12 protein-coding genes are annotated in these 14,750 nt (G+C 67.2%); 7 read left to right on the forward strand and 5 right to left on the reverse strand.

The window, feature by feature from the left end:
- Position 1: 1 nt before the first annotated feature.
- Positions 2 to 3,067 (reverse strand): sacsin N-terminal ATP-binding-like domain-containing protein, encoded by a 3,066-nt coding sequence (locus tag ACZ60G_RS17130; protein ID WP_465811058.1) that lies wholly within the window; start codon positions 3,065 to 3,067, stop codon positions 2 to 4.
- A complete protein-coding gene (locus tag ACZ60G_RS17135; RefSeq protein WP_465811059.1) occupies positions 3,064 to 5,301 on the reverse strand; it encodes a DUF3027 domain-containing protein in 2,238 nt (745 codons plus the stop codon). Before ACZ60G_RS17135 ends, ACZ60G_RS17130 begins: the two co-directional genes overlap by 4 nt.
- A 17-nt stretch (positions 5,302 to 5,318) precedes the next feature.
- Between ACZ60G_RS17135 and ACZ60G_RS17140 the strand changes: the two genes are divergently transcribed.
- From ACZ60G_RS17140 to ACZ60G_RS17150, 3 genes are all read left to right on the forward strand, one after another.
- Positions 5,319 to 6,092, forward strand: a complete 774-nt coding sequence (locus ACZ60G_RS17140; RefSeq protein WP_465811060.1) for a glutaminyl-peptide cyclotransferase — start codon at positions 5,319 to 5,321, stop codon at positions 6,090 to 6,092.
- A gap of 69 nt (positions 6,093 to 6,161) precedes the next feature.
- Complete coding sequence (locus ACZ60G_RS17145; protein WP_465811061.1) at positions 6,162 to 7,904, forward strand: MFS transporter; 1,743 nt, start codon at positions 6,162 to 6,164, stop codon at positions 7,902 to 7,904.
- A gap of 69 nt (positions 7,905 to 7,973) precedes the next feature.
- On the forward strand, positions 7,974 to 8,483 hold the full coding sequence (locus tag ACZ60G_RS17150; RefSeq protein ID WP_465811062.1) for a DUF2771 domain-containing protein: 510 nt from the start codon (positions 7,974 to 7,976) through the stop codon (positions 8,481 to 8,483).
- 96 nt (positions 8,484 to 8,579) lie between these two features.
- Here the strand turns inward: ACZ60G_RS17150 and ACZ60G_RS17155 are convergent, their stop codons facing one another.
- The gene (locus tag ACZ60G_RS17155; protein WP_465811155.1) at positions 8,580 to 9,005 is read right to left on the reverse strand and encodes a cold-shock protein; all 426 of its coding nucleotides are present in this window, start codon (positions 9,003 to 9,005) and stop codon (positions 8,580 to 8,582) included.
- Positions 9,006 to 9,206: 201 nt separating this feature from the next.
- On the opposite strand from ACZ60G_RS17155, the gene ACZ60G_RS17160 reads away from it, so the two are divergent.
- Both ACZ60G_RS17160 and ACZ60G_RS17165 read left to right on the forward strand, forming a co-directional pair.
- On the forward strand, positions 9,207 to 9,449 hold the full coding sequence (locus tag ACZ60G_RS17160; protein ID WP_465811063.1) for a hypothetical protein: 243 nt from the start codon (positions 9,207 to 9,209) through the stop codon (positions 9,447 to 9,449).
- Positions 9,450 to 9,815: 366 nt separating this feature from the next.
- Positions 9,816 to 10,439, forward strand: coding sequence for a transglycosylase family protein (locus ACZ60G_RS17165; protein ID WP_465811064.1), 624 nt, complete (start codon positions 9,816 to 9,818; stop codon positions 10,437 to 10,439).
- A 103-nt stretch (positions 10,440 to 10,542) separates the two neighbouring features.
- Here the strand turns inward: ACZ60G_RS17165 and ACZ60G_RS17170 are convergent, their stop codons facing one another.
- The gene (locus tag ACZ60G_RS17170) at positions 10,543 to 10,731 is read right to left on the reverse strand and encodes a hypothetical protein (protein ID WP_040686441.1); all 189 of its coding nucleotides are present in this window, start codon (positions 10,729 to 10,731) and stop codon (positions 10,543 to 10,545) included.
- 75 nt (positions 10,732 to 10,806) lie between these two features.
- On the opposite strand from ACZ60G_RS17170, the gene ACZ60G_RS17175 reads away from it, so the two are divergent.
- Positions 10,807 to 13,098, forward strand: coding sequence for a helicase-associated domain-containing protein (locus ACZ60G_RS17175; protein ID WP_465811065.1), 2,292 nt, complete (start codon positions 10,807 to 10,809; stop codon positions 13,096 to 13,098).
- Here the strand turns inward: ACZ60G_RS17175 and ACZ60G_RS17180 are convergent, their stop codons facing one another.
- Positions 13,099 to 13,611: an LppU/SCO3897 family protein gene (locus ACZ60G_RS17180; RefSeq protein ID WP_465811066.1), complete on the reverse strand. Its 513-nt coding sequence runs from the start codon at positions 13,609 to 13,611 to the stop codon at positions 13,099 to 13,101.
- A gap of 320 nt (positions 13,612 to 13,931) precedes the next feature.
- On the opposite strand from ACZ60G_RS17180, the gene ACZ60G_RS17185 reads away from it, so the two are divergent.
- Positions 13,932 to 14,747 (forward strand): hypothetical protein, encoded by an 816-nt coding sequence (locus tag ACZ60G_RS17185; protein WP_465811067.1) that lies wholly within the window; start codon positions 13,932 to 13,934, stop codon positions 14,745 to 14,747.
- The last annotated feature ends 3 nt before the right edge of the window (positions 14,748 to 14,750 follow it).

Below are 14,750 nucleotides of genomic sequence, written 5' to 3' on the forward strand. Positions count from 1 at the left end.
GTCAGGCCGGGTGGTGCGGGGTTCGGATGTGAGTGGTTGTGCCGTCGCGCCACCAGGGGACGCAGACGGTGGCTTCCAGGGCACCGCGTAGGCGGATCTGGAGATCGTCGTGGAGCACCAGGTCGCCTTGTTCATCGGGCAGGGTGAACAGTTGGCGGAGAACGATTCCCAGCGGTTCGGCGGACCAGGTGGTGTGGCGGCCCTGGCTCGTCACCTCGGCGGTGATCACATCGGAGACCATGGGGAGATCGAGCAAGGTCGCGAGGGCGGGTGCCGTGCCGGTATCGCCTGCTACCAGGTGATCCGCGGGAACGGCGAGGCCGAACCACGGCTGGTCGAGCACCCAGGCGTCGTTGGGGTCGACGACTGCCGAGGACAGGGCGCGCACGCGCTCGGGGAGCTCGAGTTCGGTCAGGTCGAGATGATCCACGTTGGCGGCGAGGCGGGCGTGGGTTCGGGAAACCACCTCGGGTGTAGGGGTTTTCGATGGGTCGGCGAGTGCGTCGAGCAGCGCGTCGGCCAGTTCTTGGGTGATGGCATTCGGGTTCGCCAAGACCGCGCGCACGGCGTCGGGGTCCAGGTCGGAAAGTTCGAATTCAGGGAGTAGACCGGCGAATTCGGTATCGGCCCGGTGGCGGAGCAAGCCGAGCGCAATGCCATTGATGTGCGCGTGTCTGCGTAACCACCAGGCCGTGTAGCCATCGGGATCGGTGAGCAGTTCGCGGGTGCGCGGAGTGGATGCCAACTGCCGCAACGCCTCTGGCCAGCAGGACTCGTCGACGAGGTCCAGGTCGCGCACGGCGGCCAGTTCCGGCGGATCCTCGGGCAGGCCCGACCACCAGCGCTCCTCATCGTCCAGGTGGTGGTCCGGGCCGGTGGGATCGGTTTCGACGACAATGCTGAAATCCCAGCCGACGCCCACCGCACGTAGCGCCTCGGCACCGTAGCGGTCCACCAGATCCGTTGCGACAGTGCCGAACGGCGAATCCGGCACCAGCAATGTGCTCAGCGGTGCGTCGGGTAGCAGCAATTCGTCGGCGGGGAGCAATTCCCCAGTAGTGTCGGGTAATTCGAGGAGGCCGAGCCAAGACGGGAGTCCCGACGGATCGGCATGTGCGGCGAGCCGCAGCACGGCATCGGCGGTGTCGGGATCGCCCGGCTGGTCCTCCAGTTCCGCGCGTAATCCGGGATCGCTCAACAGATCCTCGGCAGTGGCCGAACGTGCGCCGAGTCGCGCGAGTAGTGGATGTACTGCCTCGGGATGCACCAGACGCGCCCAGTGCACCGGTATGGCGACCTCGAGCTGGTCATCCAGAACTACTGTGCGCGGACCGGTTACCAGTCTGCCGTCCGCCAGCGGTACCGCGAGCGCGCCGAGCTCTTCAGCGGCCAACGGATCGACAACGTATGGCTCCAACGCGACGTACAACGAATGCCACCACTTCGGGGACCGCTCGAGCCCGGCCGAAAGTTCCGCCAGCCGAGCAAGTCCCAGTCTGTGCACATCCAGCACACCCAGAGCCTCGCTATGAGCGCGCCCTGACAACTCGGGTACTACCAGTGGTCCGACGATGTCATCGAGCAGGTCGGCCAATTCCGAACTCAGGCCGGTGAATACGCTCGCTCGCGTGGGTACTGCATGTCTTGTCCGGGGCGCGGACGATCGCGAGTCGCCGGGAAGGTCTGCAACGGTCCAGTCGTCAGTGCCGAGCGGACCATTGTGCTCGGCATCGCTCTCAACGGCCGTACGTACCGAAAAGGCTTGGTCCGCAACGGCTGATCGGGTACCGGCCGAGGCCGACTGCACGGTTGTTTCGCCAGAGGCTTCCGAACGGGTTGCGACGACCGGGAGCCAGGGGTGGGACTGCAGTTCGCGGATCAGGGCCTCGCGCAGGATGCCGTCGACCTCGCTGCGCGCGAAGCCCGGGGCGGGAACCAGGACGAGGCGATCGCGCGGCGGGAGTGCGCGGGCGAAATCGGCATAACCCTGCGCGAATTCGGCAAGGCGAGCACCCGGGAGAACGCGGCGGCGGTCCGGCTGCATCGGTACGTCGGCTATCAGGAGAGCTGGTAGCGACAGCTCCTCGTCGGATCGCGTGGGTGCGCGCAGCACGTCATGCGCAGCGGACACCGGCCTGCCATCCCGCAGCGGCAGCAACCAGCGCGCCCGGGCAGTCCGGTACTCCCACCAAACCCGTCGTTCCGATCCCGGGCCATCGATGCGCAGTTCCCTGAGCCCGAGCCCTGCGGATCGGCCGGTGCTCAGATCTACATCGGTGCCGCCGAATTCGGCGTCGTGGGTGTCGTGCGGCCCGATCAGGCCCGCGTGCGCGAGGTGGGAATCTTCGTGCTCGCGGTGCTGGTTGGGCAGATCGGTGACCGTGCTGGTGATCTCGTCGTCGCCGATTCCGATGCTCTGTAGGGCGGGCAGTTCCAGGAGGAGGTCGACGGCTTCGGCGCGCATTGCGGCGAGTAGGGATTGTGGGTCGATATCGGGGCGCAGGCGCAGAACGATCTCGGTGTCTGCGTCTGGTGGCGGGGTGGCGTCGGTCGGCCAGGCCAGGCGGAGGACGGGTGGGGTGAAGGTTTCGGCCGGGTCGGGGACGGTGATCGCGCTGTCGCGCAGGGCTTTCCAGGTGAGTTCGTGGGAGAACCGTATGGAGCCGGTGGTCGATCGGACCTCGATCTCTTCGCTTACCGTGCGTACGGCGGTGAAGCCGACACCGAAGCGGCCGACGCTCGCGGCCGGATCCGCCTTGCCGGATGCACGCAGCGCGGTCAGCGCGTGCACGCCCGAAAGATCCAGCGGTGCACCGGTATTCGAAATGTGCACGGCGCCGTCAACGAGACGCACCACCACCCGGCCCGCGACACCGGCCTTGGCCGCCGCATCCGCGGCATTCTGCGCCAATTCGGTCAGCAGCCGATCCCGATACCCCGCCCGCACCAGGTCCGCCTCGGTTGCCGCATCCTCCCGCAGCCGAGTAGGCGAATCACGCCAAGCCGCAAGAACCCCCGCCCGCAGCCCCGACGTCCCGAACGGATCCGCCGCCGATACCGCGCTCACCCCTGCAGCGATGACCCGAACTCCGGCCGAGCCGCAGCCCCGGGCCCACTCCCACCCTCACTGTCAGCAGCCTCGTCATCGGCACCCGCGACCCCGCCGTCAGCATCTGCGCGCCCACCGTCATCGTCGGCCACAGCGCCGTCAGCATCGGCCGCCTCGCCACCAACAGCAGAGGCCCCGCCATCAGTTCCGGTAGCCCCGCCATCGGAGTCTGCACTCGCACTGTCAGCGCCGGTGCCCTCGCGCTCAGCGCCGGCAGTCTCGCTGTCAGCGTGGGTAACGCCGCCGTCGATGTCCGCATCCCCACCGACAGAGTCGACAGCCGTGCCACCCGCAGACTCTCCGTCAGCGTGAGCAACGCCACCGCCGATGTCCGCACTCGCACTGCCAACATCGGCGTCCTCGTCATCAACGCCCCTGGTCTCACTGCGAGCGTCAGCAGCGCTGCCGTCGATGTCCGCATCCCCACCGACAGAGTCGACAGCCGTGCCATCAGCACCCGCAGACTCTCCGTCAGCGTGAGCAACGCCGCCATCGACGTCCGCACTCGCACTGCCTGCGCTGGCCGCCTCGTTGTCAGCGCCCGCTGCACCGGCGTCCGACTCGACCGCGCTGGGCGACTGGCTGCCGAAACGCGACGCAGCAGCGCCGTGCTCCAAGGAGATCGGCTCAGCAATCGCAGCAGTCCGAGTTGCGGCAGCCGCATCACCTGCCTCGGTGCCGACACTCGGTGCCGCAGCATCCTCGACGACCGCCGAATCGGACTCAGTCAGCGAGTCAGCTGTCAGATCTACAGCAGCGTCACTGGGCTCGCTGACCCCGCTCGGCGCGGAGGCATCGTGTGCGGCGGCCGTATTCGGCTCAACCGCAACATCATCCGACGCGGCGACAGCACTCGATTCGACAGCGCTGGGCGACTCGGCCGCAACATCACTCGACGCACCAACGCCTGGCTCGACGGTCGACTCAACGACATCGCCCGTCAGACTTTCAGCAGCCTCCGTACTGGGCTCGCTGTCCACACCACCCGCGGAGAAATCGACCGCAGCATTCGGCTCAGCCGCAACATCATCCGACGGGAGAGCAGTCGGCTCCGCCGCGCTGGGCGGCTCCGCCGCGACATCACTCGACGTACCAACGCCGGGCTCGGCCGAAGTCGGCTCAGCGGCCTCACTTGTCAGATCTTCGGCGGCCTCAGCATCGGCCTCGCTGTCCGCGCCAGGCATCGAGACATCGTGCGCAACCGACGCATTCGGCTCAGCCGCAACATCATCCGACGAGATGGCAGCCGACTCCACTGAGCTGGTCGCAACATCGCCGGCCCCCGCCTCGCTCGGCTGGGTCGCAGTATCGGATGCGGCACGATCGCTCGGCTCGACCGTGGCCGGTTCGGCCGCAATCCCAGCATCACTGATGCCCGGCGCGGTGGAAGACTCACCCTCGGTGGTCACCGCATCCGGAGCGGCTTCGGTCGCGGGCTTGCGCAACGCCTCCACCGGGATCACATCGAACGCCGCGTCGTCATACGCCTCGTACAGCGGCGATCCGCCGCCGGTAGGGCCTTCCACGTCGGAGTGCGCGCCGCAGCCGTATTCGGCGTGGACTACGTGGCCGTCGGCGCCCATGGCGTTGCCGCAGACGCCGAAGGCGGAGCGGAGGGCGCCGGCCAGGGGGAGGTAGAAGCCGCAGCGGCCGCAGGTGGAGGGGGCGGCCTTGGCCATATCGGTTTCGGGGCCGAATTCGGAGTACCAGCGTTCGGCGGCTTCTTCGCGGCCCTCCCGGCTGAGCACCTTGGTGCGGCCCAGGCCGATTTCCAGCGCGACTTCGTCGACGGCCGGATCGCCGCTCGCGACGTAGCCGGGCACCAGCCGGGGATCACCAGCGGGCGGGGCGAGCAAGTCGCCGGGCGCCAGATCGCCGGGGCGGATGCGCTGCTCCCACGGGACGAAATCGGGTGCGACCAGCGCGTCCGGACCGGGCAGCAGCGCCGATTCGCTCACCGTCGCGTACTGCGCGTCCGGCGGGGCCGCCACCACGACCGCCCACTGCCAGCCGCGGTAACCGGGCAGGGTGGCCTCGAACCGGTGCGTTGCCGCGGCCTCGTCCTCGCCGGTGACACCGATATGCGCGCCGACACCGGTCGGCTCCAGCTCCAGGAGCGCACGACGGGCCACGTCGACGGCACCGGCAAGGATCGGCCGCACGCCGGACTGCGAAACAGATACTGCGCTCACGGCCTACATTTTGCCGTATGGAACGCAATCGGCGTTCGTTGGCCGTCGTTGTCCTGGTCAGCCTGCTCGGAATCACCGGGTGTGGCGGCTCAGACGACGATCCGCCGCGACTGCATATCGAGGTGGTCGGCACCCGTCCGCACGATCCACGCGCGTTTACCGAGGGTCTGGAGGTCGACGGCACCGTGCTCTACGAAGCCACCGGCATGCCGGGCGCGTCGGGCGTGCGCACCACCGATCTGACGACCGGCGACGAACTGACCAGAGTCGAACTGCCCGTGCCCTACTTCGGCGAGGGTGTCACCAAAGCCGGTGACACCCTCTGGCAGCTCACCTGGAAGGACCGGGTCGCGATCGCCCGAGATCCGGCGACATTGGCCGAACGTGCCAGGGCGTCCTACGACGGCGAGGGCTGGGGGCTGTGCACCCGCGCGGGCAAATTGGTGATGAGCAACGGCACCGACACCCTCACCTTCCGCGATCCGCTCACCTTCGCCGCGACCGGCACGGTAACCCTCACCACCCGAAACCGTGCCCACCTCAACGAACTCGATTGCGCCGCCGACGGTTCCGTATACGCCAATTCCTATCCAACCGACGAGATCCTGCACATCGATCCCGAAACCGGGCGTGTCCTCGCGGTCATCGAGGCGAACGGACTGCTGCCCGCGACCGTGCGCGCGCGCACCGATGTGCTCAACGGCATCGCGCAACTGCCTGGCACGGACCGCTTTCTGATCACCGGCAAATACTGGCCGACCATCTTCGAGGTCCGATTCGTACCGGACTGAGCTCACTTTTCCGGACGGCTTGGAGCGGCAATTGAACCCAAGTCGCCGATGTACGACAGAATTGAGGTTGTGACTACTCCCCGCGATCCCTCCGGTTCCGACCGTGGTCCGTGGGATGGCGAGGAGTCCCCACCGATCCAGCGTCACCCCGGTTACGACCGCTACCCGCCACCCCACACCCCGCTCCGTCGGTCCCCGCTTCCGCCGCTGCCACCTGAACCACCACCGCAACGCCGCGAACCACCGCCGACCAAGCCGCTGCCCGGCGGATCCACGAAACCGGCAGATCCGCCGCCGGAACCCGAAATTCCGGCCGAGCCGCAGCGCGTTCCACGCAAGCTGACGGTCACCCGGGTCGCCGCAATGCGCGGCCGTGAGCTCACCTCCCGCGGCGTCGCCACCTTCCAGCGCGCCGCCAAAGCCGACGGCGCCGACAAATCCGGCCTCACCGCGCTGACCTACGCCACCATGGCGAACTTCGCCTTGGACGCCGCGATCGCGGTGGCCCTGGCCAACACACTGTTCTTCGCCAGCGCGACCGCGGAGAGCAAAACCAAAGTCGCGCTGTATCTATTGATCACCATTGCCCCGTTCGCGGTGATCGCCCCGCTCGTCGGACCGATGCTGGACCGACTACAGCGCGGCCGCCGCCTCGCACTCGCCACCTCCTTCGCCCTGCGCGTAGTGGTCGCGGTGGTGCTGATCATCGCCTTCGACAGCTGGGCGCTGTATCCACTCGCCCTGTGCATGATGATCGGCAGTAAATCGTTCTCGGTGCTCAAGAGCGCGGTGACGCCGCGCGTGCTGCCACCCGAAATCGACTTGGTGCGCACCAACTCTCGGCTCACCGTGTTCGGTCTGGTCGGCGGCACCATCGGCGCGGGCGCGGTCGCCGCACTCGCCGCCGCGATCGCCGGCTCCAATGGCGCACTGGTGCTGGCCACCGCGATCGCGATCGCCGGAACTTTTCTGAGCCTGCGCATCCCGCGTTGGGTCGAGGTTACCGAGGGCGAGGTTCCGGCGACCCTCAGTTATCACGCGAAAACCGAAGTGTTCAGTCCGGCAACCGAAGCCACGGTTCCGCCGCGCAAGCGCAGGCAGCCGCTGGGCCGCGCGGTCGTGACCGGACTGTGGGGCAATGGCGCCATTCGCATCTTGACCGGCTTCCTGACATTCTATGTGGCCTTCGTCGCCAAGGCGACCGAACACGGCGGCTGGCAGCAGGCCGCCATGCTCGGCGTGGTCGGCGTGGCCGCGGCGATCGGCAATTTCGTCGGCAACGCGACCGGCGCCCGGATCAAACTCGGCAAGCCGTCACTGATCGTGCTGGGCTGCACCGCGGCCTGCTGCGTGGTCGCCCTGCTCGCGGTCTTCCTCGACAATCTGCTCGGCGCCGCATTGGCCACCCTGGTCGCGGCAGGTGCGAGCGCGCTGGCGAAGGTATCGCTGGACGCCTCCATCCAGGACGATCTGCCGCCGGAATCGATCGCGTCCGGCTTCGGCCGGTCCGAGACCGTACTGCAGCTCAGCTGGGTCCTCGGCGGCGCGGCGGGCGTGCTGATGCCGACCACCTATTGGCAGGGTTTCGCGTTCATCTCCGCGGTCCTGCTGTTCGGGCTGCTGCAGACCTTCATCAGCGACCGCGGCCACTCCCTGCTGCCCGGCCTCGGTGGCCACCGCCCCGAACATGCCGAGCAGGCGGTCGCGACAAACCGACACGCCGACGCCGACCGAGCCGCTCAACGCGGCAAGGAGCGCGGTAGCGACACTAAGCACATGCAACGAGGCACAGGAGACCCGATCTGTGAGTGAGCGCAGCGAACGAACCAAAGACACAGCAGCTTTGCTCGCGATGGAGCCGAGCGCCAGCGAGGCGCAGTCGTGAGCAAGCTCAGTACCCGCACCGTCGTCGCGCTATGCGTGGCGGCCCTACTGGTGTTCACCGTCGCGTTCGTCGGCGTGTTGACGGTGTTCGTCCGCAACGCGGACCACCCCGACCCGACCGTCACCGCATACGCCCACGGCAAGACCGTCACGGTGTCCCCATTCCTGTACTGCACAGTGAAAATGGAGGACTGCAAGTACGGCGAGACCGTCACCCTGGACGTCCCCGCCGGATACCCGCTGCAGCTGTCACTGCCGAAGAAGATCGCCGACGCGCCCTGGCTGGCGCAGCTGGTCTACGCCATGCCCACCGGCGAGAAGGTGGACCGGGTGGTGAGTCGCAACGACTATCCCGAGGGCGCACTCGCCGTCACCATCGATTCGAAGCCGGAGCCCGAATTGCGGCTCGTCGGTATCGAATTGCAGCTGCCGATCCTCGCGCGCGATGAGACGGGCCGCGAGTTCTACGTCCCGCATGCGGCCTGGTCGATCAGCACCTCGTCGTAGCGACTGCTTGCAGGTCGCTCGAAAGGGTCGGCCTGAAAACGATTCGCGCGCTGCCCGGTAAGCCGGGCAGCGCGCGTAATTCGTTATCCGCGAACGTCAGTGATCGAGTTCGCGCGCGACCGCCCGCACCACTTCCGAAATGCGCTGCGCGGTCTTGCGATCCGGGTACCTACCTTTGCGCAGGTCCGGCTGCACCTTGGCCTCGAGCAAGGTGATCATGTCCTCGACCATCCCGTGCAGCTCGTCTGGGGTGTGCTTGCGCGCGACCGGTTCCTTGTGCGCACCGCGATCACGCTCGTGGCCCTGACGGACCGAGGGCGGCGATTCGAGCACCTTCAGACTCAGCGCCTGTGGGCCACGGCGACCGGCGGCCATGCCGAATTCGACACGCTGACCGGGCTTGAGCCCGTCGACGCCTTCGGGCAGCGCGGACGAACGGACATAGACATCCTCACCCTCGTCCTGGGAAAGGAAGCCGAAGCCCTTTTCGACGTCGTACCACTTCACCCTGCCGGTCGGCACTGCACTCACCCGTTCATCATCGAAACTCGGGCCCCACTGGCCCGAGCACATCCGTCTGCCCAGGTGCTCGTCCGGCATACCGCCTCGGACGGCTCCTGTCAGTTTGCGAAAAGAACGCGCCCCACAGCTGTGCAGGACGCGATTGACACAGAGTCTACCCCGGTGCGAATAACGCAAGCACATCAGTTTTACGGTCGAGCAGTGACGAATCCATCCGCGCCACCGCCTCCGAGCCGCTCACCGCGCCCCGCGGGCGACCGGTTGCTGTACGTGGCACTCGGTCTGTTCGCGATCGGCTTGCTTGCGATCGTCGCCATATTTCTGACGCCGGTCCTCAGTGATTCCGACCCGGGCCTGTGGCTGTATCTGCTGGCGATGTTGGCGCCGCTCGGCTTCCTCTGCGCGATCGTTTTCGCATTGTGGTCCGGCCGACGATCGCGGTAAACCGGTTACCCCTGCTGATCGTTACCGAACCGCCGGTGTGATCCTCGTCACATAACGGCGCGATAACGGAGCGGCAGCGGCCCGTGACCGGCCCGTCCGCACCATGTCTCAGCTGCGCGGAAGCTTGTCCGCCGCAACCGATACCGGTCCGAGATCCGCGCGGACCCGCCGGTTACCAAATAGTGATTTTTCGCGCCGATCGTCGTACGGTCTTACCCAGCCGGGACAACCGGCAACCACCGGCCCGCCGCATCAAACCTCACCCCGCGGGTACCGGACCCCGACGGAAGCAGGGGTGGGGGCGGGACGGACGACCTCTCAGTCCGGACCACGTGCAGATGCGTACGAGAGGCAGAAGAACCCGATATGAGTGGACGCCATCGCAAGCCAACCTCCACCGGGCGCACCGTAGCCAAGGTCGCCGTCACCGGCGCGATCATCGGCACCGCAGGTGTGGCTCTCGCTGGAAACGCCAGCGCGGCACCCGACCAGGATTGGGATCGCCTCGCGCAGTGCGAGGCCGGAGGCAACTGGGGCATCAACACCGGCAACGGTTTCCAGGGCGGACTGCAGTTCTCCCCCTCCACCTGGAATGCTCACGGCGGCGGCGAATACGCCGCGACCGCCAACCAGGCCACCCGCGAACAGCAGATCGCGGTCGCCGAGAAGGTCCTCGCCAGCCAGGGCTGGGGCGCTTGGCCCTCGTGCTCGTCCTCGCTCGGCTTGAGCAGCGGATCCTCTCCGCGCACCGCCCCCTCCTCCACCGAGACCCCGCGCTGGAACCCGGCCCCGGCAGCTCCGGAGCAGGCCGCCGCCGACCCCAGCCAGCAGGTGTACAACGCGATCGACCGCGCCGTCGCCGTCGTGCAGGGCCAGGGTGTGCAGATCCCGCAGGAAGCCCTCGATTTCTTCAATGCCGCCAAGGGCACTCAGCTCGACCCGGCAGTCGTGAGCTTCTACGAGGCGAACAAGGGCATGCTGCCCTCCTGAGTCGTCACAACGCAGACCATACGAAGAAGGTCCCCGCATCATTGATGCGGGGACCTTCTTCGTATCCGCGGGTTTTCCGTCCGGGTACCGAGCGGTGTGCCGCTCAGCGGTTGATCACCGTATTCGGGTGCATATACGGCAGCTGATCGGCCGGAACCGGAAACTCGGTGTCCTCACCGAACGGCGAGAGCCCACCGGAACGAGTCGACGACAGTTCGGTGACCGCATGGCCACCGTCCTCCACCGAGGGCCAGCCATGGTCGACATAGGGTTTCTTCGATTTGTTCACCACGTCCACATGCTAACGCGCTGCATACCGGCGCTCCTGCCCCGGCAGACAAATCCGCTGCATCGTAGGCTGGATGGGATGACTGCGACCGAATCCCTGGCCGGGTGGCTCGCGGCCCGCAGCGATGCGCAGCTGGTGGCCCTGCTCGAACTCCGGCCCGATCTGGCCGTGCCACTGCCCTCCTCCATGGCGGTGCTCGCGGCCCGCGCCGAGCAGCGCGCGTCGGTCCTGCGTGCCACCGATGACCTGGACACACTCGAGTTCGCGATCGTGGAAACCCTTGCGGTGCATCGGGCGACGGGTTCGGGCGGAACGCCGATGAGTCGCAAGGCATTGCGCGTGCAGTTGAAAGATCGGGTGAAGGTCGCGGCGATCGATGCCGCGCTGGCCCGCCTATCCGATCGCGCGCTGGTCTGGAACGTCGGTGACGACCTACATCTGATCCCGGCCACCGCCGAGGCGCTGCCGTGGCCGATCGGCAGCACCACCGAAATTCCGGACGCGCTGACCGAGCCCGAGGTGTTGGCGGCCCTGGCGGCCGTCTCTCCCGCCGAACGTGCGCTGCTGGACAAGCTGGCCACCACGGGCCCGCGCGGACGCACCAGGGACGCGGCTGCGGGCACACCGGCCGACCGCCCGATCCAGCAACTGCTCGGCCGCCGATTACTGCACTGGATCGACGAGGAGACGGTCGAACTCCCGGTCACCGTCGGCCAGCTGCTGCGCCGGGAGCCGGTGACCCATCCGCACGCGCTGAAACCGCCGGAGCCGACGCCGACGAAGCACAGCCCCACCGAAGTGAATGCGGTCGCGGCGGGCGAAGTGGGCGAGCTACTGCGGCACTGCGCCGACATTCTGGAGGCGCTCGGCCAGGCGCCCGCGCCCGCACTGCGCGCGGGTGGTCTGGGCGTGCGGGAGTTGCGCCGCATCGCCAAACAGACCGGTATCGACGAACCGCGCGCCGGACTGCTTGTCGAACTGCTCGCCGCGGCCAAACTCGTCGAAAAGGGTATGCCCGACCCGCCACCGGAATTCGACTCCACCGACGACTTCTGGGCCCCCACACCGGCCGCCGACGGCTGGCGCGACGCTCCGCCCGCGCGACGCTGGGTGGCGCTGGCACAGGCCTGGCTCGACCTGGACCGCATGCCATGGATGATCGGCATGCGCGACGCCAATGACAAACCGCTGGCGGCATTGGCGATCGAGCTGCGCACCCCGCACGCGCCGCGCGACCGTCACACCATGCTGAATCTGCTCGCCGAATATCCGACCGGCACCGCACTGGACCCCACCGATATCGGCCGACTGCTGGCTTGGCGGCAACCGCGATGGCGCAGGCACTTTCGCGCCGAGGCGGTCGAGCACACGCTGGATGAGGCCGCGACGCTCGGTTTCATCGGACGCGGTGCGCTCGCCTCACCGGCGCGAGCATTGCTGCACGGCTCGCCGACCAGTGCGTCCGATGCCGAAGCCGAGATGGAATCGGCGCTGCCCGAGCCCATCGATCATGTGCTGGTCCAGGCGGATCTGACCGTCATCGCGCCCGGTCCGCTGAAACCGGAGCTACAGAGCCGGGTGGCACTCGTGGCCGATATCGAATCCGCGGGTGCGGCAACGGTTTACCGGATCAGCGACACATCGGTGCGACGTGCGCTCGATGCCGGGATGACCGCGGCCGAATTGCATACGCTGTTCACCACGCATTCCCGCACACCGATCCCGCAGTCGCTGACCTATCTGATCGATGACGTCGCGCGCAGGCACGGCCAGTTGCGGGCCGGCATGGCGCAGTCGTTCGTCCGCAGTGACGATCCGGCACTGCTGGCTCAGGTGCTGAGCTCGCCGGTGGCGGGCGAACTCGCGCTGCGGGCCATCGCACCCACCGTCGCCATTGCCCAGGCCCCGCTCGGCGAATTGCTCGAACGGTTGCGCGCGGCCGGATTCGCCCCGGCCGGTGAGGATTCCGCCGGCACCATTGTCGATCTGCGCCCGCGCGGCGCCCGGATCGCGGTGCGTCCGCATGCCAGGCAGCCGTATCGCCCGACGCCGCCGAGCACCGAACAGCTGACACTGCTCGTCGCGGAGCTGCGTGCGGGTGATCGAGCCGCCAGCGCCCGCAACGGCCAGGCTGTGCGCCCGGACGGCACCAGAACGAGTACCGCCGCAACCCTGGCGCTGCTGCAATTGGCGGCGCGGGTGCGGCGGTCGGTCAATATCGGTTATGTCGACGCCCAGGGCGTCGCGTCACAGCGCGTGGTCGAACCGTTGAAGGTCGGCAACGGCCAGCTCGACGCACTGGACCCGGTGACCGGCGCGATCCGGCATTTCACCTTGCACCGGATCGCGTCGGTCGCACTACTCGAGTAATCAGCCCTTGGCTGCGCCGAGGCAGAAGGTGACTTTCGGGTCCGGGACGGTCACGAAGCTGGTCGCGTCGGCGCCACACTGCAATTCGTCGGCCTGACCGTCGATGCGCTGCACCACCTTGAAGGTGGCTTCGGAGGAGGAGCAGTCCACGTACTTGTACGGGTTGGTGCCGACGTCGGCGTAGCAGCTGCCCTGCTTGAAGTTCGGCGCGAGGCACATGTAGGCCTGGCCGCCACTGACCAGATCCTCGGTGTAGGTGGTGTATTCGGCCGCGCATTCGACCTTCTTGTCCGCGGTCTGGAATACCTTGTAAACCGCCTTCGGCGACGAGCAGTCGACCGGCTCGGACTTGGTGGCCGATGACGAACTGTCGGTGACATTGATGCAATCACCGACCTTCGCCTTGGCGGTGTCGGACTTGCTTGCATTGTCGAGCGCCGAACAACCGGTCACCACGGCCACCAATGCGCCCACCGCCAGGAGGGCGAGCACAATACGTGCCAGCAGCCTCATTCCTGGGAACTTCAACGTGAAACCCTCTCTCACCGAACGTGTTCACGACAGATGTGAACGCGGTGAGGATACCGTCACGGTCGTCCGAACCGCATCAGCAGTTCGGACAACCGACCAACACCGAGGCGCGGCTCAGTACTGCCCGTAGAGTCCGGTCAGCCCCATCAGCGCGAGGCCGACGAATTTCGGGATCAGGTTGACCAGGACCGTGATTCCTAAACTGTTCACTATCAATGCCTTTCGCATTACGAACACATGGACGTTTGTCCAGCATGTGCACTCTGTCGCTTCCGAAGACCCGGTCGTTACGCTTGGCAAGTATGAGGCTCGAAGAGGTCGCCGTCGACTTGTACGGATTAGACCCTGGTGAGTTCATCGCAGCCAGGGCGGCACGCGTCGCCGAGGCCAGGGATGCGGGCGATAAGGCGCTCGCGACCGCCGTCGGCAAACTGCGTAAGCCGACGGTGGTCGCCTGGACGGTGAACCTGCTGGCCCGCGCCGCACCCGACGATGTCGATGCGCTGCTGCAACTGGGGAACGCGCTGCGCACGGCGCAGCGGGAATTGTCCGGCGATCAGTTGCGCACACTGACCACGCAGCGGCAGCAAGTGGTCAATGCCCTTGCCAAGCGGGCCGGCGCACTGGCCGCAGATCGCGGGCATCCGGTCACCGAGGGGGTGCTGCGTGAAGTGGGACAGACGCTTACCGCGGCGCTGGCCGACGACGCGGTCGCCGAGCAGGTGCGCAGCGGGACACTGGTGACGTCGGCGAGTTATTCGGGTTTCGGACCGGGCGGTGCGGCACTCACCTCGGTAAGCGGCACGGGCACAAAGAAATCCGCCGAACCCGTCGCAGCAGACAATGCGGTACAGGAACTCGATGAGGCACTCGAAGCCTTCGAATCTGCGTGTGCAGCAAGGGATTCGGCACAGGAAGAAGTCGAAGAGGCGGCAAAACGATTGGCCGAGTGCGAATCCCGCATCGAGGCACTGCGCGAAGAGCTCGCACACGCCGAACAGCAGAAGCAATTCGCCCGCACCGCCGATCGCGGTGCGCAGGACCAACTACGCGCGGCCCAGAAACAACTCGATCGGGCAGAGGGCTGGGTGGAAAAAGCCCGCGAACGCGTCGACTGAACG

It is taken from the genome of Nocardia sp. NPDC102475, from assembly GCF_055584605.1.

Coding starts and splice junctions, on each gene's coding strand:
- ACZ60G_RS17180 (WP_465811066.1), bottom strand. CDS start 13,611: ATGAGGCTGCTGGCACGTATTGTGCTCGCCCTCCTGGCGGTGGGCGCA.
- ACZ60G_RS17140 (WP_465811060.1), top strand. CDS start 5,319: ATGGAACGCAATCGGCGTTCGTTGGCCGTCGTTGTCCTGGTCAGCCTG.
- ACZ60G_RS17175 (WP_465811065.1), top strand. CDS start 10,807: ATGACTGCGACCGAATCCCTGGCCGGGTGGCTCGCGGCCCGCAGCGAT.
- ACZ60G_RS17185 (WP_465811067.1), top strand. CDS start 13,932: ATGAGGCTCGAAGAGGTCGCCGTCGACTTGTACGGATTAGACCCTGGT.
- ACZ60G_RS17165 (WP_465811064.1), top strand. CDS start 9,816: ATGAGTGGACGCCATCGCAAGCCAACCTCCACCGGGCGCACCGTAGCC.